We start from the raw sequence: 21,725 nt of genomic DNA on the forward strand, positions 1-21,725 counted from the left end.
AACGTCATCGACAAGAAGGAAGGGCGGTCCGTTCGCGGGCCGCCCTTTTTCTTTGCGCCTGTCCGCCGTTGAAGTCGGGGGCGGTTGGGGCCATATGGCGCGGCTCCGTGTTTCGCCCTGATGAGGCCGCCGTCATGACCGCTCCGATCGCCGCCGCCATCCCCGCAGAGTGGGCTCCCCACCGCGCCATGTGGGTGGGGTGGCCCAGCCATGCGGAATACTGGTTCGAGGCGCTGGAACAGGCGCAGGACGAGGTCGAGGGGCTGGTGCGGGCGCTGGCCGGGCCGGGGCGTGAACAGGTCAAGCTGATGGTCGGGGCGCCCGAACTGGCCGAGGGCGTGCGGGCGCGGTTTGACGGGGTCGCCAATGTCGAGGTGGTGCCGGGCGTGTTCGGCGACGTGTGGCTGCGTGACACCGGGCCCATCTTCGGCGCGGGATCGAAGACGGCGGCGGCGTTCAAGTTCAACGGTTGGGGCGGCAAGTACGATATGCCGGGCGACGATCTGGTCGCGGGCCAGATCGGCGAACATTCGAGTGTGCCCCTGACGTGGAACGACTTCGTCATGGAGGGCGGCTCGCTGGATCACGACGGAGAGGGGACGGTGCTGACCACGCGCCAGTGCCTGCTGAACCCCAACCGCAACCCGGCCTGGAACCAGGATGAGGCGGTCGCGACTGCTGCGCTGGAGAAGGCCATCGGCGCCAAGGCCGTGCTGTGGCTGGGCGACGGCCTGCTGAACGACCACACCGACGGGCATGTCGACAACTTGGCCCGCTTCGTCGCACCGGGCGTCGTGGCCTGCCCGGTCGCCTGGGGCAAGAACGACCCGAACGCCGAGGTCTATGACGCCACGGCGCGCGATCTGTCGGGCATGACCGACGCGGCGGGGCGCAAGCTCCGTGTGCTGAGGATCCCGTCGCCGGGCCTGGTGCTGGACGAGGATGAGCGGCCGATCCCGGCCAGCCACATGAACTTCCTGATCGCCAACGGCGCCGTGGTGGTGCCAACCTATGGCGACGACCGGGCGGCCGACATGGCCTGCAAGGCGTTGAAAGAGGCCTTCCCTGATCGCGAAATCATTCCCCTGCCGTCCAAGGCCATCCTGACCGGCGGCGGCTCGTTCCACTGCATCTCCCAGCAGGAGCCCGCATGACCCGCACCATCTCCGTCGCCGGCATCCAGACCTCGTACGACGAGGACATGCAGGCGAACATCAGGAAGACCATCGACTTCGTGCGCGAGGCGGCGGGCAAGGGTGCGCAGGTGATCCTGCCGTCGGAACTGTTCCAGGGGCCCTATTTCTGCGTGTCGCAGGAGGAGCACTGGTTCACCCAGGCCTATGAATGGCGCGAGCATCCGTGCGTCACGGCCATGGCGCCGGTGGCGAAAGAACTGGGCGTGGCCATTCCGGTCTCGATCTTCGAGAAGGACGGTCCGCAGTACTACAACTCGCTGGTCATGCTGGACGCGGACGGCGAGGCGCTGGGCGTCTATCGCAAGAGCCATATCCCCGACGGCCCCGGCTATCAGGAAAAGTATTATTTCCGGCCCGGCGATACGGGCTTCAAGGTCTGGAACACCCGGTTCGGCAAGGTCGGGGTCGGCATCTGCTGGGACCAGTGGTTCCCGGAAGCCGCGCGGGCCATGATGCTGATGGGCGCCGACGTGCTGATGTATCCGACCGCCATCGGCACCGAGCCGCATGATGCGACCCTGCACACGGCCCAGCCGTGGCGTCGGGCCATGCAGGGGCACGCGGTGTCCAATGCGGTGCCCGTGGTGGGCGCCAACCGGATCGGTCATGAGACGGTGACGGAGACGGGCCAGACCTTCTACGGCCACTCCTTCATCGCCGATCAGCAGGGCGATTTGGTCGAGAGCCTGGGGGCCGAGGAGGAGGGGGTGCTGGTACACCGTTTCGACCTGGATGAACTGGACAAGTATCGCGCGGCCTGGGGCTTCTTCCGGGATCGGCGCACGGATCTGTATGGGGCGCTGACGGGCAAGGGCTGACTCTTCGATCCTCACCCGCGCAGCGGGGGAGGATCTAGCTCCGCATCGCCTCCACCGCCTCGACCAGCCGGTCGAGGTCGGTCGGCGTTGAAAGCCGATGGTCGCCGCCTTCGATCAGGTCCAGCCGCACGTCGCCGCCTTTCAGCCGCTCGATCAGCTCGATCTGATGCCGCCACGGCACGACGTCGTCGGCGCGGCCCTGAAGGATGTGAACCGGCGCGGCGATGTCGATCACGCCGTCCAGCAGCAGCCAGTCGCGCGCCTCTTCGAACATGCGACGGGTCAGGACATATTCGCCAAGGCCTTCCTCGACGACCAGGGTCTCGCCCTCGCGCAGGATGGCCTGGCGCTCGTGGTCGGCTAAACCGGGCCACATCAGCCGTTCGGTGAAGTCCTGGGCCGGATTGACCAGGACCAGACCTTTGATCCGTTCCGGCCGCGCCAGGGCCGCCAGAAGCGACACCCAGCCGCCCATCGATGACCCGACCGGGATGACTGGGCCGGACAGGCTGTCGATCAGAGCGATCGCATCCTCGCGCCAGCGGCCGATGGTCGCCTGCTTCCAGTCGCCGGAGGACTGGCCGTGGGCGAAATGGTCGTAGCGGACGTAGGACCAGCCGCGGTCGCGTGCGGCGGACTCCAGCGCCAGAGCCTTGGTCCCCTCCATGTCCGAGCGGAAGCCGCCGACCCAGATCACGGTCGGGCCGTCGCCCCCGATGCGTTTGAAGGCCAGGGTTTCGCCGTCGGGGCGGGACAGGTGCTGGATGTCGGTCATGGCGCCCTTGTGCCGCGACTTTGAGGCTCCGTCACCCTTGACCGCGACGCGGGATGGCGGAACTACAGGCGCATGTCCTCGCCCCAAGTCCTGTTCGTCACCTCCAACCGCATCGGCGACTGCGTCATCTCGTCGGGCGTGATCCGCGAGATCGCGCGCCAGGTTCCGGGGGCGCAGATCACCGTCGCCTGCGGTCGGCCGCCTGCGCCCTTCTTCCGCAATGCGCCGGGCGTGGTGCGGACCATCGTGCTCGACAAGAGGAAGATGGCTGGACACTGGCTCGATCTGTGGCGACAGGTGGTCGGCACGCGCTGGGATCTGGTCATTGATATCCGGGGTTCGGCTCTCAGCTATCTGGTCCCGGCCAAACGGCGCATCGTCTACAATCGCTCGTGGGAAACGGGCCTTCGCAAGGTCGAGATGGTGTCGCGCCTGATGGGGTCGCAGACGCCGCTGGATCCCGAAATCTTCCTGGACGGCCAGGCGCGGTCTGAGGCCGCCGCCGTCATCGATCCGCAGTTGGCGGGCGGCGCGGGTGCTGGCCGGATCATTGCGCTCGCCCCCATCGCGCATCAGCCGGGCAAGAGCTGGCCCGCGGACCGCTGGGGCATGCTGGTCGAGAAGCTGAAGGCCGAGCCGCGCTTCGATGGCTGGCGGTTCATGCCTGTTGGCGGGCCGGGCGACCGGCCGCCGGCGACCCCGGCGCTGGAGGCCGCAGGCGCGCGCGGCATCGACTTCGTGGGCAAGGGCGATATCCTGGCCTCGGCCGCCGCCATCGACCGGGCGGATCTGTTCGTCGGCAATGACAGCGGCCTGATGCACGTCTCGGCGGCGCTGGGCCGGCCCACGCTGGGCCTGTTCGGTCCGACCGAATGGTGGCTGTACGGGCCGTGGGGTCCCAAGACGCGCACGGCGGCGTCCAACGAGACGCGCGGGCAGTTCGCGCCCATCGAGGACCTGAGCGTGAATCATGTGTTCGAGGCGGTGCTGACGCTGCACGACGCCTATATCGGCGCCCCGCCCGCGAAGCCTTGAAAAACTGGCCTTCCGGGCGCATATTGCGGCCCTAAGGGGAACGCGGCGCAGGCTGCGCCATTCCGCTTATCAAGACACACGCATTCTCTGACCACATAAGGAAACGACGCCCATTCGCCGTCCCATGCAAGCGCCACCCGTGAAAGACGGGCCGCGTATGAACCAGGATATCCGCGCCCCTCGCGTTCTGCTCATCGACCAGAACGGCGAGAAACAGGGCGTCATGCCCACCTCTTCCGCGCTCGAAGCCGCCGAAGAAGCCGGGATGGACCTGGTCGAGATCGTCTCCACCTCCGAACCGCCGGTGGCCAAGATCCTCGATTACGGCAAGCACCGTTTCCAGGAACAGAAGAAGAAGGCCGAGCAGCGCAAGCGCCAGAAGGTCGTCGAGCTCAAGGAAATCAAGCTCCGTCCGAACATCGACACCCACGACTATGAGGTGAAGGCCAAGGCCATGCACCGCTTCTTCGACGAGGGCGACAAGGTCAAGGTCACGCTGCGCTTCCGCGGTCGTGAAATGGCGCACCCCGAACTGGGCATGAAGCTGCTGAACAAGGTCCAGGCCGACTTCGACGAAGTCGCCAAGGTCGAGTTCTCGCCCAAGATGGAAGGCCGCCAGATGATCATGATCCTGGCCCCGCGCTGATCGCGATCCATCGCTGAATACGGGACGCCCCGGTCGCAGGACCGGGGCGTTTGCGTATGCGCTGCGACGCGCTAAGCCTTGGCCATGACCACGACCTCGACCACCCCGCCCAAGCTCAAGACGCCGGCTCTGGCCGTGCTGTTTTCGGTGGTCTTCATCAATCTGGTCGGGTTCGGGCTGGTGGTGCCGCTGCTGCCCTTCTTCGCCCAGAGCCTGCAGGCCGAGGCGTGGCAGATCACGCTGATGTTCTCGGCCTATTCGCTGGGTCAGTTCTTCGCCGAGCCGTTCTGGGGGCGGCTGTCGGATCGGATCGGGCGAAAGCCGGTGCTGTTGATCACCCTGATCGCCAATACGCTGGGCTATCTGATGCTGGCCTTCGTGCCGAACATCTGGCTGGCGATCGCGGTGCGGCTGTTCACCGGGCTGGGCGCGGGCAATATCTCGACGGTCCAGGGCTATGTCGCCGACGTGACGCCGCCGGAACAGAGGGCGGGGCGGATGGGGTTGATCGGGGCGGCGTTCGGCCTGGGCTTCATCGTCGGGCCGGGCCTGGGCGGGCTGCTGACCCAGCCGCAGCTGGGGCGTCTCGGCTATCAGCTGCCGATCTTCCTGGCGGCGGCGCTGGCGGCCGTGGCGGCGGTGGGGGTGGTCGTCTTCCTGCGCGAGAGCCGGGCCAAGGCCGATCCCGCCACGCCGCGCCCGGCCTTCCTGGCGGGGCTGAAGGATGCGCGCGACAACGACGTGGTGTCGCGGGTGCTGGTGGTGACCCTGATCTATATGGCCGGGTTCTCGGCCATGGAGAGCGTGTTCGGCCTGTGGGCCGAGAGCCGTTACGCTTGGGGCGCGCGCGAGGTGGGGCTCAGCTTCATGATCGTGGGCATCGTCTCGACCCTGAACCAGGGCTTCTTCGCCGGTCGGCTGGCGCGATGGTTCGGCGAATCGCGCGTGCTGGCGACCGGCATGCTGCTGTTCGGAAGCTCGCTGGTGCTGCAGGTGCTGGCGCCCGTCGCCTGGTTCCCGGCGACGCGGCTGGAGCTGGGCGCCCTGTCGCTGCCCATCGTCCAGGGCTGGAGCATTCCCATCATCATGGCCGTGGGGGCGTGCGGCATGTCGATGGCCATGCCCAATATCTCGGCCATGATCAGCCGCGCCTCGCCGCCCGACCGGCAAGGGGCCATGCTGGGCCTGAACATGGCCTCCAGCTCGGTGGCGCGCATTTTCGGGCCGATGATCGCCGGGGCGCTGTTCTCGGGCCTGGGGCACGACTGGCCTTTCCTGGTCGGGGCGCTGCTGACCATCCCGGCGGCGATCATGGCGATCAACGCCGGGCGGGCGATCCGGCGGGGGCTGGTCGCGGCGGATGCACCCGCCAAGTCCTTGTCCTGACTCACGTCTTGCGTCGGCAGGCGTCTTCGCCTACAAGCCGCGCCTTCGCGTACCGAACCGCCGGGCGAACAGGCATGCCTGGGCGGTTCTTAAACTCTGAGGAAACACCACGACGCGGGCTCAAGTAGCTCGCAGAGCGGTAGCCCCTCAAAAAGGAGACTGAAATGCCGAAACTGAAGACGAAGTCAGGCGCCAAGAAGCGCTTCAAATTCACGGCCACGGGCAAGGTGAAGTCGGGCGTTGCAGGCAAGCGTCACCGCTTGATCAGCCACAACTCGAAATACATCCGCCAGAACCGCGGCACCAAGGTCATGGCCGACGCCGACGCCAAGAAGATCAAATCCTACATGCCGTACGCCTGATCGGCGCGCGCTGTACGACTGATCTCCATCCCAAAGAATTTGAAGGAATAGCGACATGGCTCGCGTTAAACGTGGCGTAACCTCGCACGCCAAGCACAAGAAGGTTCTGGAGCAGGCCAAGGGCTTCTCCGGCCGCCGCAAGAATACGATCCGCACGGCCAAGGCCGCCGTCGATCGCGCCGGGCAATACGCCTATCGCGACCGTCGCACCAAGAAGCGCAACTTCCGCGCCCTGTGGATCCAGCGCATCAACGCCGCCGCTCGCGTCGAAGGCTTCACCTACAGCCAGTTCATCAACGGCCTGAACAAGGCCGGCATCGAACTGGACCGCAAGGTCCTGGCCTCGATCGCTGCTGACGCGACCGGCTTCAAGGCCGTCGCCGACAAGGTCCGCGCCGCTTTGGCTTAAGGGCCGCGCTCAAGCCGCGAGCGACCGCGTCGCGAGCGTAGCGCACAAGAAATGACGCCCGCTCCGGTTTTCCGGGGCGGGCGTTCTTCGTTTCAGCATGGTGATGATCGTCAGGCGGCGACGGCGACGCCCGTCTCGCTGTCCGCCGCCGCATTCGCCTGCGCCAGGACCAGGCGGATGGCGTTCAGCAGGGCGTCGGGCTGGATCGGCTTCTGGGCCACGCCGTTCATGCCGGCGGCGACATAGTCCAACTCGTCGCGCTCGTCGGCGTTGGCGGTCAGGGCCAGGATCGGCAGGCGGCCGACGGGGCCGGGCAGGGCGCGGATCGCCCGCGTGGCGGCCACGCCGTCCATCACCGGCATCTTGATGTCCATCAGCACCAGGTCGAAGCGACGCTCGCGCACGGCGATCAGGGCCTCCTGCCCGTTCTCGGCCATTTCGGCGGTGCAGCCGAACATCTCCAGCAGTTTGGCGGCGACGAAGCGGTTGGTGGCATTGTCGTCGACCACCAGCACATGAAGAGTGTCGTGCGGCGTCGGCTCGGCCATGATCGCCGTCTGGGGATCGGCCGCCTCGGCGATGCGCAGCGGCAGCCGCACCTGGAACCGCGCCCCGCCCTGGGGCGAGGCTGCGACCGAGATCGCGCCTCCGATGCGGTCGGTGATCTGGCGACAGATGGCCAGGCCCAGGCCCGCGCCGGCGCCCTCACGGCCCGCCTTGCCGGTGTCGAACGGCTCGAAGATGGTGCGGGCGGCGCTCTCGGGGATGCCGGGGCCGCTGTCGTCCACGGTGAAGACCACCGCGCCGTCGTCGCCGCTCTCCAGCGTGGCGATGACCCCGCCGTCCTTGGTGAACTTCAGCGCATTGCCGATCAGATTGTTCAGCAGCTGTTTCAGCCGCATGGCGTCCGCCTGGACCCACTGAAGCCGCAGGTCGGTGCGGACCTGTAGGGTCAGCGCCTTTTCCTCGGCCCGCGCCCGCCACAGGGCGTCGATGTCCTGCGCCAGGGCCGCCAGATCCACCGGCTCCTCGTCCAGGGTCAGCCGCCCCGCCGAGGCGCGCGACATGTCCAGGGCGTCGGTCAGCAGGCGCAGCAGGCTCTGGCCCGAATCGATGACGGTGCGGACGTAGGGGCGCAGTTCCTCCTGTTCGAGCTTCTTCTCCATCAGGGCCGCGACGCCCAGCACGCCGTTCAGGGGCGTTCGGATCTCGTGACTCATGACGGCCAGGAACTCGGACTTGGCGCGGCTGGAGGCGCTGGCCTCTGCCTCGGCCTCGGCCAGGTCGCGGGCCAGGGCGCTCATCGCCTCGGCCCTTTGGCGGTGCAGGGCCGCGCCCGCCTGGATCACCTGCAGGGCGGTGCCTACGCCCACATACCGGCCGCCGGACACGATGATGAAGCCGCCCAGAAGGGCGCCCAGTTCGGCCGCGTCATAGGCCTGAAAGAAGACCTCGGCGCTGGTGGCGGCGTCGGCGACCGGCGCATTGGGGTCCATCAGGCTCTCGGCCGGCCTTCGCGCATAAAGGGCGCGTCCGAACTCGGCCGCCATGCGCAGGGTGAAGGCGTTGCGCTCGATCAGACCCAGCGGCCGACCGTCCTCGTTCACCACGGCCAGGGCCAGGGTGTTGGGTTCGGTCTGGAACCGTTCGAAGACGTCGGCGCCCGACGTGGCGGGGGCCACGGGCGCGATCAGATCGACGAAATCACCAATGAGCGTCATTCAGGCCTTCCTGTTTCAGGAAGGTGCTTAGGGCTTGATATTTAACGCGAGCTTTGCCGTTCGTGAACCTTTAGCGGCGGGTTCTCGACAAAAGATCCGTAGCCGGACCGAAAACCGCCCTAGTTCCCAGCAGCCCCCGGCGACGCTAGTCTGAGGCATGACCCTGCGCCTCCTGATCCACGGCCTGACGGCCTTCGCCCTTTCGTTCAGCATGTGGTCGCCGGCGACGGCGCAGGACCGCCGCCTGGCCGTGACCTTCGATGACCTGCCGTATCAGGCCGACGAGGCGGCGCTCTGCGATCCGGCCCGGCTGATGCGGCTGACCGAGGATTTCGTGGCCATGCTGAAGCCGCTGGACACCCACGCCACGGCCTTCGTCAACGAGGGCAAGGTCTGCGAGCCGACGCGCGCCTCGACCCTGCCGGTGGCGCTGGACGTCTGGCTCGCGGCCGGGCTGGACCTGGGCAACCACACCTTCAGCCACATCAACATCCATCGCACGACGGCCGAGGCCTATCTGGGCGATCTGGACGCAGGCGCGCCGACGACGCGGGTGGTGCTGGAGGCGCGGGGGCGGCGCCTGCACTGGTTCCGCCACCCCTATCTGTTCACTGGCGAGACCCAGGAAAAGCACGACGCCATCGCCGCCGGCCTGGCCCAGCGCGGCTATGACGTGGCGCCCGTCACGATCGACAACAACGACTGGATGTTCGCAGACGTCTATCGCAAGGCCGAGCAGTTGGGGGATGCGGCCCTGATGCAGCGCATCGGCCAGGCCTATGTGGCGCACATGACGACGGTGCTGGACTTCTTCGAACCCTACAGCGCCGAACTGACCGGCGGGCGCGAACCGGCCCAGGTTCTGTTGCTGCACGCCAACAGTCTGAACCAGGCGTACTACCCGCAAATCCACGCCCTCTACTTGGCGCGCGGCTATCGCTTCGTGACGCTGGAGGAGGCCCTGTCCGATCCGATCTACGCCCATGCCGACACCTACGTCCGCGCCAACGGAATCTCGTGGCTGCATCGCTGGACGAAGACCGACGGCCGTCCCATCCGCTGGGAGCCGGAACCGCCCGCCTGGATCGTCGCCGCCAACAAGGCGCCGGCGTCTGAGCTTCAGGCTATCGCATCGGCCCCTTGAAGGGTGACGAACGCGCCTTGGGACGCTAAGGCACGGGTCAAATGACCGATCTCGCCACACTCGAACTCGACCTGATCAACGCCATCGGCGGGGCCGACAGCGTCGCCGCCCTGGAGGAGGTGCGCGTCGCCGCCCTGGGCAAGTCCGGCTCCGTCTCCGGCCTGCTGAAGGGGATGGGGGCCATGAGCCCCGACGAACGCCGCGAACAGGGTCCGATGATCAACGGCCTGCGCGACCGCGTCGCCTCCGCCATCGCCGCGCGCAAGGCCGAGCTGGAGGCCGCCGAACTGGACGCCCGGCTTCAGGCCGAGCGGGTCGATCTGACCCTGCTGGCGCGTCCGCGTCGCAAGGGCGGGGTCCACCCGACCATGCAGGTGATGGACGAGATGATCGCCCTGTTCGCCGAGATGGGTTTCGCCGTGGCGGAAGGCCCGGACATCGAGGACGACTTCCACAACTTCACCGCCCTGAACTTCCCGCCCAAACACCCGGCGCGGGAAATGCACGACACCTTCTTCCTGAAGCCGGATCCCGAGACGGGCGAGCGCAAGGTGCTGCGCACCCACACCTCGCCGGTGCAGGTCCGCACCATGATGTCGCAAAGGCCGCCGATCCGCATCATCGCCCCGGGCCGCACCTTCCGTAAGGATTCGGACGCCACCCACACGCCGATGTTCCACCAGATCGAAGGCCTGGTGATCGACCGCGACATCCATATGGGTCATCTGAAGACGACGCTTCAGACCTTCATCGCCCGCTTCTTCGAGCTGGACGAGGTTCAGGCGCGGTTCCGCCCGCACCATTTCCCCTTCACCGAACCCTCGGCTGAAATGGACATCCGCTGCGACCGATCGGGCGGGAAACTGGTGTTCAACACCGGCGACGACTGGCTGGAAATCCTGGGCTGCGGGATGGTGCATCCCAATGTGCTGAAGAACTGCGGCATCGACCCGAACGAATATCAGGGCTTCGCCTTCGGCATGGGCGTGGATCGCCTGGCCATGCTGAAATACGGCGTGCCCGACCTGCGCCCCATGTTCGACGCCGACACGCGCTGGCTGGCCCACTACGGCTTCTCGGCCTTCGCCGCCCCCAATCCGGCCTCGGGCCTGAGCTGAGACAATGACCGATACACAAGCCATCACCTTCAAGCGGATCGGCGCTGGACCGACCTATAACAAGATCGACATCTGGTTGCCGCAACTGGTCGCCGAATTCATGGGCGCGGGCCAGAACGTGATCGAGGGCAAGACCTTCATCGACTGCCGCATCGAAGGACCGGCCGTGCTGTTGCCGGCGGGCGGCTGCGAGTTCGACGGCTGCGACATGGGCTACTCGGGCGGCGATCCCCGCAACCTGTTGCTGGCGCCGGTGGGACCGGAGAAGGTGATCGGCGCGATCGCTTTCAGGAACTGCATCTTCCGCCGCTGCAACTTCTTCGCCGTCGGCTTCACCGGCGCCCCGGATTTCATCGCCAACTTCCAGGCCGTGATCGGAGGGAAGCTGTCGTGAAGTTCACCCTGTCCTGGCTCAAGGACCACCTCGAGACCGAGGCGGACGTCCATCAGATCGCCGAAGCCATGACCATGGCCGGGCTGGAGGTCGAGGAGGTCATCGACCCCGCCGCCAAGCTGGCGCCCTTCACCGTCGCCAAGATCATCTCGGCCGAACGTCACCCCAACGCCGACCGGCTGCAGGTCTGTCAGGTCGAGACCGTCGACGGGCTGAAGGAGATCGTCTGCGGCGCGCCGAACGCGCGGGCGGGCCTGACCACCATCTACGCCCCCATCGGCGCCTATGTGCCCGGCCTTGGCGTGACCCTGGTCGAGAAGCCCGTGCGTGGCGTGGTGTCGAACGGCATGCTGTGCTCAGCCTCTGAGCTGGAGCTGTCGGACGAGAGCGACGGCATCCAGGAACTGCCGCCTGAAATCCCGGTCGGCACGCCGGTCGCCGGTCTGTTCGGCGCCGAACCCGTCATTGATTTCGAGGTCACGCCGAACCGCCCCGACTGGCTGGGCGTCGCCGGCATCGCGCGCGATCTGGCCGCCGCCAGCGTCGGCAAGCTGAAGCATTTCGACATCGCCGTGGTGCGCGGGGCCTTCGCCTCGCCGATCACCGTGCGGCTGGACGCGCCCGAGATGTGCCCGGTCTTCGCCGGTCGCGTCATTCGCGGCGTGAAGAACGGCCAGTCGCCGGCCTGGCTGCAGAAGCGCCTGACCGCCATCGGCCTGCGTTCGATCAACCGTCTGGTCGATGTGACCAATCTGATCGCCTATGACCGCGCCCGGCCTCTGCACGTCTATGACGTGGCCAAGCTGGTCGGGACCGAGATCGTGGTGCGCGCGGGCCAGGTCTCAGCCGAGACGGCTCACGTCGAGGGCGGCGAGCCCGAGCATCTGATCGCCCTGGACGGCAAGACCTACACCGCCTCTCCGACCGACTGCGTCATCGCCGACGCCGGGGGCGAGCGCCCCATCGGCCTGGGCGGCGTCATGGGCGGCGAAAGCACCGGCTGCGACGAGACCACCACCGACGTCTTCGTCGAAAGCGCCTGGTTCGACCCGCTGGTCGTCGCCCAAACGGGCCGTGCGCTCGGCATCCATTCCGACGCCCAGTACCGGTTCGCGCGCGGCGTCGATCCGGTGTCGGTCACGCCGGGGCTGGAGCTGGTCACCCGCCTGATCCTGGACCTGTGCGGCGGCGAGCCGTCCGAGATCGTCTTCGTCGGCGAGCCCCCGGCCAGCCCCGCGCCCTTCGCCTTCGATCCCGCCTATGTGAAGCGCCTCAGCGGCATGGACCTGGACGACGACCGGATCGGGACCATTCTGGGCCAGCTCGGCTTCCTGGTCACCGCCGGCCCCGCTGATCAGGCCGAGCCGTGGACCGTGACCCCGCCGTCGTGGCGGCGCGACGTCGAGGGCCGGGCCGATCTGGTCGAGGAAGTGGCGCGGATCGAGGGCTTCGACAGCCTGCCCGACACGCCCCTGCCTGAGGTTGCACGCCCCGCCGGCGGCGTGCTGAGCCCGCGTCAGGCCCGCGTCCGCACGGCGCGGCGCGCCCTGGCCGCCCTGGGCTACGCCGAGGCCGTCACCTGGTCCTTCACCAAACAATCGACGGCCGCCCTGTTCGGCGGCGGCGATGACCGGTTGGTGCTGGAGAACCCCATCGCGGCCGATCTGGACTGCATGCGGCCGTCGGCTTTGCCGAACCTGATCCAGGCGGCGGCGCGCAACGCCGCGCGCGGCTTCGCCGACGCCGCCCTGTTCGAGATCGGCCCCATCTATCTGGGCGACGGTCCCAAGGATCAGCGGACGGTCATCGCCGCCCTGGTCGCCCCGCACGCCGCCCGTCACTGGGCCGGCGCCGGAGAGGACGCCCTGTTCGCGCTCAAGGCCGACCTGACCACCCTGCTGGAAGAGATCGGCGCGCCGGTCGCCTCCCTGCAACTGACCCAGGGCCAGAACCGCGACTGGTGGCATCCCGGCCGTTCGGCCCGGCTGCAGCTGGGGCCGAAGAATGTGATGGTCGAGTTCGGCGAACTGCATCCGCGCGTGCTGAAGGCCCTGGACGCCGACGGTCCGATCCTGGCCTTCGAGATCGTGCTCGACAATGTGCCCGAGCCGCGGGGCAAGGGCGGCAAGGCGCGCGGTTCCGCCGACCTGTCGGCTCTCATGCCCCTGACCCGCGACTTCGCCTTCGTGGTCGAGGACGCCAAGCCTGTCGGCGACCTGGTCCGGGCCGCGACCGGCGCCGACAAGGCCCTGATCGCCGACGTCCGCGTCTTCGACGTCTATCGCGGCAAGGGCGTGGACGACGGCTTCAAGTCCGTCGCCCTGGAAGTCGTCATCCAACCCCGCGACGCCACCCTGACCGAGGCCGAGATCGAAACCCTGACCGCCAAGGTCCTGGCGGCGGTGGAGAAGCAGGGCGGAAAGTTGCGGGCTGCCTGAGCAAAGCCCCGCCCGAAGTCTTGGGCGGGGCTTCTCGATCAATCAGCCATCAGGGAGCGTCGGACCGCCGCCGGTGCAGACGTACATCGGCTCGGCGCCAAAGTACGGCGTGTGCAGCTGTACGCGCTGGGCGTAGACTGTGCGTCCGCTGACGACGCAGCCTTGGTCATAGGCGTCGCCAATGTACTGCGTCTTCGCGGCGTCAGCGTAGAGCGTGTAGTGGTAGGCGACACTCGGGTCGAGATAGGTTTGGGCGATCGCGGTCGTGGCCACAGCGGCTGCAGCAAGGCCGGTCATCGCCAAGATCGTCCTGAGGTGTTTTCTCATCTTGCGCCTCCTATGATGCGCCCAATCGGCGCTCCCCGAGCATCGGCCCCCAAACGACGGAGCCGCAACTCACAGTTCTGTGTGTCTTATACTCAAGGTTGATCTTCCGGCCTGTGATCCCAACGGGCTGCGCTGAGACGTGTGGCGCTTCCGTAAGCCCCCGTTAACCTTGAAGCCGCAAGGCTGCCGCAAAGCCCGGCGAGTCTGGCGCGAAACCGGCGCGACGACGCCGGACGCCTCTCGCCCGATCTCAGGAGCCGCCCCATGCATCGCCGCCAAATGATTCTTTCCGGCCTGGCCACCGCCGCCGGCGCCTCGGCTGTCGGCGCCTGCGCCACGGCGCCGGCGCGCGATCCCAACTATCCGATCCGCTCGGATGAGACCGCCCAGGCCTACAGCTTCGACGAACTGGTGGCGGCGGGCTCGCGCGAGCTGGGCATCGCGGCCGAGCTGGTGGGCGGCGCCATCGAGCGCGTCTTCGCCGACCAGGGCGACCGTCCCACCGCCTATATCGCGGGCGAAGAGGGTTCCGGCGCCGTGGTCGTCGGCGCGCGTTATGGGCGCGGCGCCTTGCACATGAAGGACCTTTCGGCCTCGCAGGAGGTGTTCTGGCAGGGCGCGTCCGTGGGCTGGGACTGGGGCGGCAACGCCAGCCGGGTCTTCACCCTGGTCTATGGCCTGTATCACCCCGACATGATTTATCGCCGCTATCCGGGGGTCGAGGGCACGGCCTATCTGGTCGCCGGCCTGGGCGTGAACTATCAGCAGGCGGACGGCATCGTCCTGGCCCCCATCCGCACCGGCGTCGGCCTGCGCCTGGGCGCCAACATCGGCACGATGAGCTACAGCCGCCAGCGGAACCTGCTGCCGTTCTGATCTTCTCTTTCGTCATCCTCCGGCAAGCCGCTTGCGGCGCAGACCGGGGGACCCAGCGGCGAGCGGAAGCGCGAACCTGTCGCGGATGAGGTGTTCGGACATCTTGCGGCGGACGCATCGCCTTCGGCGCCGCTGGGTCCCCCGGTCGCTTCGCGCCGGAGGATGACGAAAGTCAGCTTACAAGTCTCAACGGCGGCGGCGCTTCCAGCAGGGTCGCCAGGCCTTCGCGCCAGGTCGGATAGGCGGGCCGCCAGCCCAGTTCGGCCTTGGCTTTGGCGTTCGAGACGCGTTTGGAATCCAGGTAGAAGCGCCGCATCGCCTCGCTGACGCTGTCGTCGGTCCAGTCAACTTCCGGCGGGCGCGGCAGGCCCATCCGATCGGCCGCCCATTCGACCACGACATCGGCCGGCGAGGGCTCGTCGTCGCACAGATTATAGGCGGCCCCCGGACGCGGCCGGTCCATCGAGGCGAACAGCCCCGACACCACATCATCCACATGGATACGGTTGAACACCTGACCCGGCTTCCTGACCAGTTTCGCGCTCCCCTCGCGCAGCCGCTCGACCACGCTGCGCCCCGGCCCATAGAAGCCGGGCAGGCGGAAGATCTGCACCGTCAGGCCCATCCCCTGCGCGCCGTCCAGCCAGTCGCGCTCGGCCCGCACGCGGCGTGCGCCCTCCAGATTGGCGGCGTTCAGCGGTCCGTCCTCGAACACCCAGCCCCCGGCCCGGTCGCCATAGACGGAGGTGGAGGAGACGTAGCCGATCCAGTCGGGCCAGGCGTCGCCGGCCAGCGGTCCCAGCGCGCGCAGGGCGGGGCAGCCGTGGGCGTCCGGTGCCGCAGTGATCAGGACGGCGGTCGCCGCCTCCAGCGCCGTCTTCAGCGCGACCGTATCGCTCGGATCGATGGCGGTGGCTCCCTCGGCCGCCAGCGAGCGGCGCCGTTCGGGATCGCGCGAGGTGGCCGTGGCCCGTCCGCCGCGTCTCAGCGCCTCGCGCGTCGCCGCGCGACCCAGATAGCCGCCGCCGAAGACCAGCAGGTCGGGGGCGGAGGGGCGGTCGGGGGCGTCGGGCATCAACACATACTCAGGCGGACAGGACTTTGGCGGCCGTTGTCGGAACCGACGGCGCCGCTTCGGTTTCCAGCGCCTCGGCCCGGCGTTGGTTCCAGGCCGACACGCACGGCACCCGACCCAGGTCCGCGCGGTGGGCGTATCGGCGGGCGATCTCGGTCACGTCCTGCATCAGCCCCTCGGCCAGGGTGATCGGCTTCAGACCCAGCTCGCGGAACTGGTCGTTGGCCACGACCAGATCGTTCTCGTCGGCCTCCTGGCGGGGGTTCGGCACATTGTGGATTTCGGCGCCCGTCATGTCGGCGACCATCCGGGCCAGGTCGCGCACACGTCGGCTCTCGGTCATCTGGTTTAGGATCTTGACGCGGTCGCCCCGCCGGGGCGGGTTCTTCAGCGCCAGCTCGACGCAGCGCACCGTGTCCTGAATGTGGATGAAGGCCCGCGTCTGGCCGCCCGACCCGTGGACCGTCAGCGGATGGCCGACCGCCGCCTGCATCAGGAACCGGTTCAGCACCGTGCCGTAGTCGCCGTCATAGTCGAACCGGTTGATCAGGCGCTCGTCCTGGCGCGTCTCCTCGGTCTGGGCGCCCCAGACGATGCCCTGGTGCAGGTCGGTGATCCTGAGCGCGTCATTCCTGGCGTAGAACTGGAACAGCAGGGCGTCCTGCGTCTTGGTCATGTGATAGATGCTGCCCGGATTGGGCGGGAACAGGATTTCCTGTTCGGCGGGGCCGTTGTCCGTCTGGACCGTCACCTTCAGATAGCCCTCGGGAATGCGCAGGCCGGCGGTGCCGTAGCCATAGACCCCCATGGTCCCCAGGTGCGCGAGATGCACGTCCAGCCCGCTCTCCACGATGGCGGCCAGCAGGTGGTTGGTGGCGTTGATGTTGTTGTCGACGGTGTACAGCTTGTGCCGCGCCGACTTCATCGAATAGGGGGCGGCCCGCTGTTCGGCGAAATGCACGACGCTGTCGGGCGCCAGATCGCGGATCAGGGCGACCAGCCGGTCGAACTCCTTGCCCACCGTCATATTGACGAAGCCGATGTCGCGGCCGGACACTTCTTTCCACGCCTTGATCCGCTCGCCCATGGTGCGGATCGGCGTCAGGGACTGGACCTCCAGTTCGTTGTCGATGTTGCGGCGGCTCAGATTGTCGACGACCGTCACGTCCCATCCTTTGGCCGACAGGTGCAGGGCCGTCGGCCAGCCGCAAAAACCGTCGCCGCCAAGAACCAGAACGCGCATGGGAAAGCCTCGTAGTCGTCTCAAAGCCCATGCCTAGCCCACCGGGCCGCCATCGGCAAAGCGCCGCAGTTACCGGCGCGGTGCGACGCTTTGACGAATATCTCTTGGAAAGGGCCGTCGCACACGCTAAGTCATGGCCTGTCTCCCACTCAAAACGCAGCTTCCCGGGCGCATACCCGGCTGTTCGCGGCTTGAGCCGATCATGACGGTCGATCCCGAAAGGACCGGCGCACCATGCGGGCGACAAGGCATTCCGACAGATCGACAATCGGGGATCGGCCCCGAGCGAAACGGAACCACGAAACGGACGGAACCGGCCGACGGCCTGGGCTCCATCCCTGCACACGGTAGCGCGAATGAGAGATTTCAAGGGCATGAAGCGTCAGCGCGGACGCAATCGGAACAAGGCGGGCGCGTCTAACGCCAACAGCGCCAATCCGAATCGTTCGTGGGACTCGCAAGGCCCCGAGAACATCAAGGTCCGGGGCAACGCCCAGACCGTGTACGAGCGCTATCAGCAGCTGGCCCGCGACGCGGCGTCCGGCGGCGACCGGGTGCTGGCCGAAAACTACCAGCAGCACGCCGAACACTATTACCGCGTCTTGCGCGCGCTGCAGCCGCAGCGGTCCTTCTCCGACATCGCCGCGCGCGAACAGTCGAACCAGGGCTTCGACATTGATTTCGAGGACGAATCCGGCGCCCAGGCCGCCGCCTTCGTCGCCGCCCAGCAGGCCGCCGACCGTCAGGCTCAGGACGGCGCCGACCGCGACCAGAACGCCGGCCGCGACCAGAATCGCGACCGTGACTATAACCGCGACCGGGACCAGAATCAGAACCGTGATCGGGATCGCGATCAGAACCGCGATCGTGACCGGGATCAGACCCGCGACCAGAGCCAGAACCGCGACGCCCAATCGCCGCGTGAACCGCGTGAACCCCGCGAGCCGCGCGAGGACGGCGAGGTCCGGGCTGACGGGGAGGGCGGTCGCCGCGAGACCCGCCGCGAACGCTGGGAGCGTCGCCGCGAGGAACGCAACCGTCGCTTCGACAATCAAGAGGGCGCAGAAGGCGGCGACGCCGTCCAGGCCGACGCCGGTTCGGTCGAAACGGTCGAGACGCCCGTCGTCGAGACCGTCGCCCCAGCGTCAGCCGCCCAGGCGCCGGCCGTCGAGGACCGTCCGGCCCGCCGCCCTCGTCGCACCACCGCCTCGGCGGCTGCGGTCGAGGACGACGCCCCCACCGCCCTGCCGGGCTTCCTGACCCGCGCCCCCGCTGCGGCGCCCGCCGCCTCCACCGACGGTGAAGGCGAACCCGCCCCCCGCCGTCGTGCGCCGCGTCGCAAGACCGAAACCGCCTCGGCCGGCGAGGACTAGAAACAACTTTCGAGAGTATATTTACCTGAACGCAACTCCTGCGCGCGATCCTTCGCGTTCAGGGGGGCGTCATGGATATCGTCTTGCTTGTCTTGGCCCTGGCCCTGTCCGGGGCGTGCGCCGGGATCTGGCTGTGGCTTCAGGCGCGAGGCCTGGCCGCCACGCTGCGGCGGCGCAACACGCGGCTCGAAGCGGTGGTCGAAGCGCGGACCCAGGCCCTGCGCCGCAAACTGACCGCCGCCGACGCCGAGAACCGCCGCCTCTCCGCCGAGGATCGCACCAAGGGCGAGTTGCTGCGGGCGCTGGGGCGTGAACTGCGAACACCCCTGACCACCGTCATGGGCTTCACTCAGCTGCTCCAGGCCAATCCCGACGCCGATCCCCTGACCCTCCGCCAGGCCCAGGCCCTGCGCCAGATCGAGGCGGCTGGGGCCGTGCTGCTGGCCCTGATCGAGGAGGCGGACGACTTCGTCGTCTCGGGCGAGACGGGCGCGCCCGCAGTCTGCCGGGTCGATCTGCGTCTGGCCCTGCGCCAGGTCTGCGACGGGCTGGAGCCGCAGGCGCGCGAGGCGGGGATCAGCCTGGCCTGCCCCCCGGGCCGCCTGCGGCCTGTGCGTCACGGCCGATCCCGCCCAGGTTCGCCGCATGCTGCGCCGCCTGGTCGCCAACGCCATCCGCCACTCGCCCCACGGCGCCACGGTCCGTATGGAGATGCAGCGGACCGACAGCCAGGTGGTCGTCGTCATCCACGACGCCGGCGCCGCTGCGCCCGTGGACGACCCCGACCGGCCGTTCCGACCCTTGGACGGCCTGGACGCGCGCGGCGGCACGGCCCTGGGCGTCGCCTCGGCCCAGCGTCTGGCCGAACGGATGGGCGGGGCCGTCACGACCGCGCGCGGCGCGGGGGGCGGGGCGGTCTTCTCGCTGGCCCTGCCGGTCGCCGGCCCTGCGGTTCCCGCGGCGCCGGCCGAGGCGGTGGTGCTCTATATCGAGGACAATCCCGCCAACATCGCCCTGATGCGCCAGGCGGCCGTCGGTCTCGGCCTGACCCTGCATGCGGCCATGACGGGCGCCGAGGGGCTGGAGCTGGCCCGCGCCCTGCGGCCGGACGTCATCCTGCTCGACATCGGCCTGCCGGACACGGACGGCTATGCCGTCAAGGCGCGGCTCGACGCCGATCCGGCGACGCGCGACGTCCCCGTCCTGGCCCTGACCGCCGCCGTCTCGCCCCAGGACCGGACCCGATGCCGCGTCGCCGGCTTCGACGCCTGCCTGGCCAAGCCGCTGGATCTGACCGCCCTGGCGGATGCGCTGAACACGGTGCTGTCGCGCGACGCGCGCGGCGCCGGCCTTGACGCGGGCGGTCGCCAGAGGGCCTAAGAGAGCGACTTCGCCGTAAGGTCGCCCCCAAGGGAAGCGTTGATGCGTCAGTTCGCCCGGTTCGTTTCGTCCCGTCTTTTCGCCCGCCGCCTGGCCCGTCTGGCGCCGTTGGCGGTGCTGGCCGCCGTCGCCGCCTGCGCCTCGACCCCGCCGCCTCCGCCACCCCTGCCGCCGCCGGGCGCTTCGGGGCAGGCAGCCCTGATGGATTGGCGCGGCGTCATCACATCGGCGGACCGGGACCGCTATCGCCGCGTCGACGCCGCCTGGACCCTGGCCCTGCAACAGGCGCATCGTCAGACGGGATCTGGCGATCTGCGGGGGCTGGGCGAGCTGATCGAGCCCGGCGCGGCCCGCCCCGGCGTGACGCCGCCGCCCGGAAACTATCGCTGTCGCACCGTCAAACTGGGCACCCAGGGCGGCGAGGACGGTTTGGGCTATGTCGTCTACGGCTGGTTCGCCTGCCGTATCGAACAGACCCCGCGCGGGCTGAAGTTCACCAAATTGACCGGTTCGCAGCGCCCCTCAGGCCTGTTGTTCCCGGAGGACGACCGCCACATTGTCCTGCTCGGCTCAATGGCCCTGGCTCAGGAACCCGCCGCCAACTCCTACGGCCAGAACCCCGACCGCGACCTGGTCGCCGTGGTGGAGCGGATCGGCGAGGCCCGCTGGCGGCTGGTCCTGCCCTGGCCCCAGTACGAATCCAATCTCGACCTGATCGAACTGGTTCCGGCCCCCACCTGACGCGGCCGCGGGGGCTGCGCTGAACCTCGTCCAGCCTGAGCCGTTGTCAGAGAGCGTCCAGCCCAAGGAACCTCGATCATGCGTCTCGCCCCGCTCCTCCTCGCCCTGACGACCACCACCGCCCTTGCGGCCTGCGGCGACAACACCCCCGCCAGCCCGGCCGAGACCGCGCCCGCCGTCACCGAACCGGCCGCCGTAGCGCCGACTCCGGCCATGCCAGAGGCCGAGGCGCCGCCTGAGCCGCAGGCCCCCGCAGAGGGCATGCAGGGCGGCGGCGACAGCTGGAGACAGGTCGCCACCGCCGCCGACGCCAGCCTGCTGGGCCGCCTCGATCAGGCCTGGCGCATGGCCCGCGCCGAGGCCGAGGACGCCGGCTTCGCCCGTCAGGTCGAGGCGCTTGGTCCCCTGGTCGATCCGAACGCGGCCCAGACCGGCCGCCTCCAGCCCGCACCCGGAACCTATCGCTGCCGCACCATCAAGCTGGGCCGCCGCGTCGAGGGCCAGGGCCTGGCCTATGTCGACTATCCGTGGTTCGCCTGTTCGGTCGAGCTGACGCCCGGCGGCGATCTGATCCTGACCAAGACCACCGGCTCGCAACGCACGCGCGGCCTGCTCTATCCCGACACCGACCGTCGTCTGGTCTATGTCGGCGCCCAGGCCTGGGGGTCGGACGAGACCGGCTTCCCCGCCTATGGCGACAAGCCCGAGCGCGATCAGGTCGGCGTGCTGGAACGCGTCGGCCAGAACCGCTGGCGCCTGGCCATCCCCTGGCCCAAACAGGAGGCCAAGCTGGAGCTGCTGGAAATCGTGCGGTGATCTCTCGCGTCGCCGGCCTGGCCCTGTTGCTGTCCTTGGCCGCCTGTTCCCAAGACGCGCCGCGCGCGCCCGAGGTTCACGACACCGGCGCGCCTCCGCCGATCCTGGCCCCGGCGCCGGTCGGCCCGGTGGCGGGCGTGACGCAACAGGGCGGGACGGTGGTGATCGACGGCGACCTGCTGTTCGCGCCTGACAGCACGGAGCTGTCGCCCCAGGCCGAACCGATGCTGCGCCGCGCCGCCGAACTGGTCGGCGAGGGCGAAGGCCCCCTCATCGTCGTCTCGGGCTACGGCGCCGATCCATCGACCGCTCAGAACCTGGCCAAGTCGGCGATGGAATCCCTGTCCTATATCGGCGGCGTGCCCTTCTCCCGGCTGGAGGCCAAGGCCGTCGTCGATGCCAGCCAGGGCCGCCGCGTGACCCTGAGCCCTCGGCGCTAGGCCGGGGCGCCC

At 68.6% G+C, this 21,725-nt stretch carries 22 protein-coding genes and 1 pseudogene; 18 read left to right on the forward strand and 5 right to left on the reverse strand.

Annotated elements, in window-relative coordinates; genetic code table 11:
• Nucleotides 1–134 precede the first annotated feature (134 nt).
• The gene (locus ACODSC_RS11275; protein ID WP_488814004.1) at nucleotides 135–1,154 is read left to right on the forward strand and encodes an agmatine deiminase family protein; all 1,020 of its coding nucleotides are present in this window, start codon (nucleotides 135–137) and stop codon (nucleotides 1,152–1,154) included.
• Nucleotides 1,151–2,014 (forward strand): N-carbamoylputrescine amidase, encoded by an 864-nt coding sequence (gene aguB, locus ACODSC_RS11280; RefSeq protein WP_488814005.1) that lies wholly within the window; start codon nucleotides 1,151–1,153, stop codon nucleotides 2,012–2,014. Before ACODSC_RS11275 ends, aguB begins: the two co-directional genes overlap by 4 nt.
• A gap of 34 nt (nucleotides 2,015–2,048) precedes the next feature.
• On the opposite strand, the gene ACODSC_RS11285 is transcribed toward aguB, so the two are convergent.
• Nucleotides 2,049–2,789: an alpha/beta fold hydrolase gene (locus tag ACODSC_RS11285; RefSeq protein WP_488814006.1), complete on the reverse strand. Its 741-nt coding sequence runs from the start codon at nucleotides 2,787–2,789 to the stop codon at nucleotides 2,049–2,051.
• A 72-nt stretch (nucleotides 2,790–2,861) separates the two neighbouring features.
• Here ACODSC_RS11285 and ACODSC_RS11290 point away from each other — a divergent pair, with 72 nt between their 5' ends.
• The 5 genes from ACODSC_RS11290 (at nucleotide 2,862) to rplT (ending at nucleotide 6,627) form a co-directional block, all read left to right on the forward strand.
• Entirely contained in the window at nucleotides 2,862–3,824 is a 963-nt protein-coding gene (locus ACODSC_RS11290) for a glycosyltransferase family 9 protein (RefSeq protein WP_488814007.1), read from the forward strand.
• A gap of 124 nt (nucleotides 3,825–3,948) precedes the next feature.
• Complete coding sequence (gene infC, locus ACODSC_RS11295; protein ID WP_463434198.1) at nucleotides 3,949–4,470, forward strand: translation initiation factor IF-3; 522 nt, start codon at nucleotides 3,949–3,951, stop codon at nucleotides 4,468–4,470.
• A gap of 84 nt (nucleotides 4,471–4,554) precedes the next feature.
• On the forward strand, nucleotides 4,555–5,856 hold the full coding sequence (locus ACODSC_RS11300) for an MFS transporter (RefSeq protein ID WP_488814008.1): 1,302 nt from the start codon (nucleotides 4,555–4,557) through the stop codon (nucleotides 5,854–5,856).
• A 164-nt stretch (nucleotides 5,857–6,020) separates the two neighbouring features.
• A complete protein-coding gene (gene rpmI / locus ACODSC_RS11305) occupies nucleotides 6,021–6,218 on the forward strand; it encodes a 50S ribosomal protein L35 (RefSeq protein WP_135193772.1) in 198 nt (65 codons plus the stop codon).
• 55 nt (nucleotides 6,219–6,273) lie between these two features.
• Nucleotides 6,274–6,627, forward strand: a complete 354-nt coding sequence (rplT, locus tag ACODSC_RS11310; RefSeq protein WP_488814009.1) for a 50S ribosomal protein L20 — start codon at nucleotides 6,274–6,276, stop codon at nucleotides 6,625–6,627.
• 110 nt (nucleotides 6,628–6,737) lie between these two features.
• On the opposite strand, the gene ACODSC_RS11315 is transcribed toward rplT, so the two are convergent.
• On the reverse strand, nucleotides 6,738–8,348 hold the full coding sequence (locus ACODSC_RS11315; protein WP_488814010.1) for an ATP-binding protein: 1,611 nt from the start codon (nucleotides 8,346–8,348) through the stop codon (nucleotides 6,738–6,740).
• 157 nt (nucleotides 8,349–8,505) lie between these two features.
• Between ACODSC_RS11315 and ACODSC_RS11320 the strand changes: the two genes are divergently transcribed.
• The 4 genes from ACODSC_RS11320 to pheT are packed head-to-tail and all read left to right on the forward strand — an operon-like array spanning nucleotide 8,506 to nucleotide 13,442.
• Entirely contained in the window at nucleotides 8,506–9,492 is a 987-nt protein-coding gene (locus ACODSC_RS11320; protein ID WP_488814011.1) for a polysaccharide deacetylase family protein, read from the forward strand.
• A 41-nt stretch (nucleotides 9,493–9,533) separates the two neighbouring features.
• Nucleotides 9,534–10,610 (forward strand): phenylalanine--tRNA ligase subunit alpha, encoded by a 1,077-nt coding sequence (gene pheS, locus ACODSC_RS11325; protein WP_488814013.1) that lies wholly within the window; start codon nucleotides 9,534–9,536, stop codon nucleotides 10,608–10,610.
• 4 nt (nucleotides 10,611–10,614) lie between these two features.
• Complete coding sequence (locus ACODSC_RS11330; RefSeq protein WP_488814014.1) at nucleotides 10,615–11,004, forward strand: hypothetical protein; 390 nt, start codon at nucleotides 10,615–10,617, stop codon at nucleotides 11,002–11,004.
• Nucleotides 11,001–13,442 carry a phenylalanine--tRNA ligase subunit beta gene (pheT, locus tag ACODSC_RS11335; protein WP_488814015.1) on the forward strand — a complete coding sequence of 814 codons (2,442 nt, stop codon included), beginning with the start codon at nucleotides 11,001–11,003 and terminating at the stop codon, nucleotides 13,440–13,442. Before ACODSC_RS11330 ends, pheT begins: the two co-directional genes overlap by 4 nt.
• A gap of 42 nt (nucleotides 13,443–13,484) precedes the next feature.
• On the opposite strand, the gene ACODSC_RS11340 is transcribed toward pheT, so the two are convergent.
• Nucleotides 13,485–13,769, reverse strand: a complete 285-nt coding sequence (locus ACODSC_RS11340) for a hypothetical protein (RefSeq protein ID WP_488814016.1) — start codon at nucleotides 13,767–13,769, stop codon at nucleotides 13,485–13,487.
• Between the two features lie 264 nt (nucleotides 13,770–14,033).
• Between ACODSC_RS11340 and ACODSC_RS11345 the strand changes: the two genes are divergently transcribed.
• Nucleotides 14,034–14,645: a DUF1134 domain-containing protein gene (locus tag ACODSC_RS11345; protein ID WP_488814017.1), complete on the forward strand. Its 612-nt coding sequence runs from the start codon at nucleotides 14,034–14,036 to the stop codon at nucleotides 14,643–14,645.
• Between the two features lie 172 nt (nucleotides 14,646–14,817).
• Here the strand turns inward: ACODSC_RS11345 and ACODSC_RS11350 are convergent, their stop codons facing one another.
• Together ACODSC_RS11350 and ACODSC_RS11355 are read right to left on the reverse strand one after the other, a co-directional pair.
• Nucleotides 14,818–15,720 carry an SDR family oxidoreductase gene (locus ACODSC_RS11350; protein ID WP_488814018.1) on the reverse strand — a complete coding sequence of 301 codons (903 nt, stop codon included), beginning with the start codon at nucleotides 15,718–15,720 and terminating at the stop codon, nucleotides 14,818–14,820.
• 10 nt (nucleotides 15,721–15,730) lie between these two features.
• Nucleotides 15,731–16,963 (reverse strand): NAD-dependent epimerase/dehydratase family protein, encoded by a 1,233-nt coding sequence (locus ACODSC_RS11355; protein WP_488814019.1) that lies wholly within the window; start codon nucleotides 16,961–16,963, stop codon nucleotides 15,731–15,733.
• A 356-nt stretch (nucleotides 16,964–17,319) separates the two neighbouring features.
• Here ACODSC_RS11355 and ACODSC_RS11360 point away from each other — a divergent pair, with 356 nt between their 5' ends.
• The 6 genes and pseudogenes from ACODSC_RS11360 to ACODSC_RS11385 all read left to right on the forward strand — a co-directional run bounded on the left by ACODSC_RS11360 (nucleotide 17,320) and on the right by ACODSC_RS11385 (nucleotide 21,713).
• Nucleotides 17,320–18,336, forward strand: coding sequence for a DUF4167 domain-containing protein (locus ACODSC_RS11360; protein ID WP_488814020.1), 1,017 nt, complete (start codon nucleotides 17,320–17,322; stop codon nucleotides 18,334–18,336).
• A gap of 338 nt (nucleotides 18,337–18,674) precedes the next feature.
• A pseudogene (locus ACODSC_RS11365) lies at nucleotides 18,675–18,746 on the forward strand (hypothetical protein); the annotation flags it as partial.
• A 235-nt stretch (nucleotides 18,747–18,981) separates the two neighbouring features.
• Nucleotides 18,982–19,716, forward strand: coding sequence for an ATP-binding response regulator (locus ACODSC_RS11370; protein WP_488814021.1), 735 nt, complete (start codon nucleotides 18,982–18,984; stop codon nucleotides 19,714–19,716).
• A 42-nt stretch (nucleotides 19,717–19,758) separates the two neighbouring features.
• A complete protein-coding gene (locus ACODSC_RS11375; protein WP_488814022.1) occupies nucleotides 19,759–20,457 on the forward strand; it encodes a DUF4893 domain-containing protein in 699 nt (232 codons plus the stop codon).
• A gap of 78 nt (nucleotides 20,458–20,535) precedes the next feature.
• On the forward strand, nucleotides 20,536–21,273 hold the full coding sequence (locus ACODSC_RS11380; protein ID WP_488814023.1) for a DUF4893 domain-containing protein: 738 nt from the start codon (nucleotides 20,536–20,538) through the stop codon (nucleotides 21,271–21,273).
• Entirely contained in the window at nucleotides 21,270–21,713 is a 444-nt protein-coding gene (locus tag ACODSC_RS11385; RefSeq protein ID WP_488814024.1) for a hypothetical protein, read from the forward strand. The genes ACODSC_RS11380 and ACODSC_RS11385 overlap by 4 nt, the downstream gene beginning before the upstream one ends.
• Nucleotides 21,714–21,725 lie beyond the last annotated feature (12 nt).

Source organism: Brevundimonas sp. FG128 (assembly GCF_057809775.1).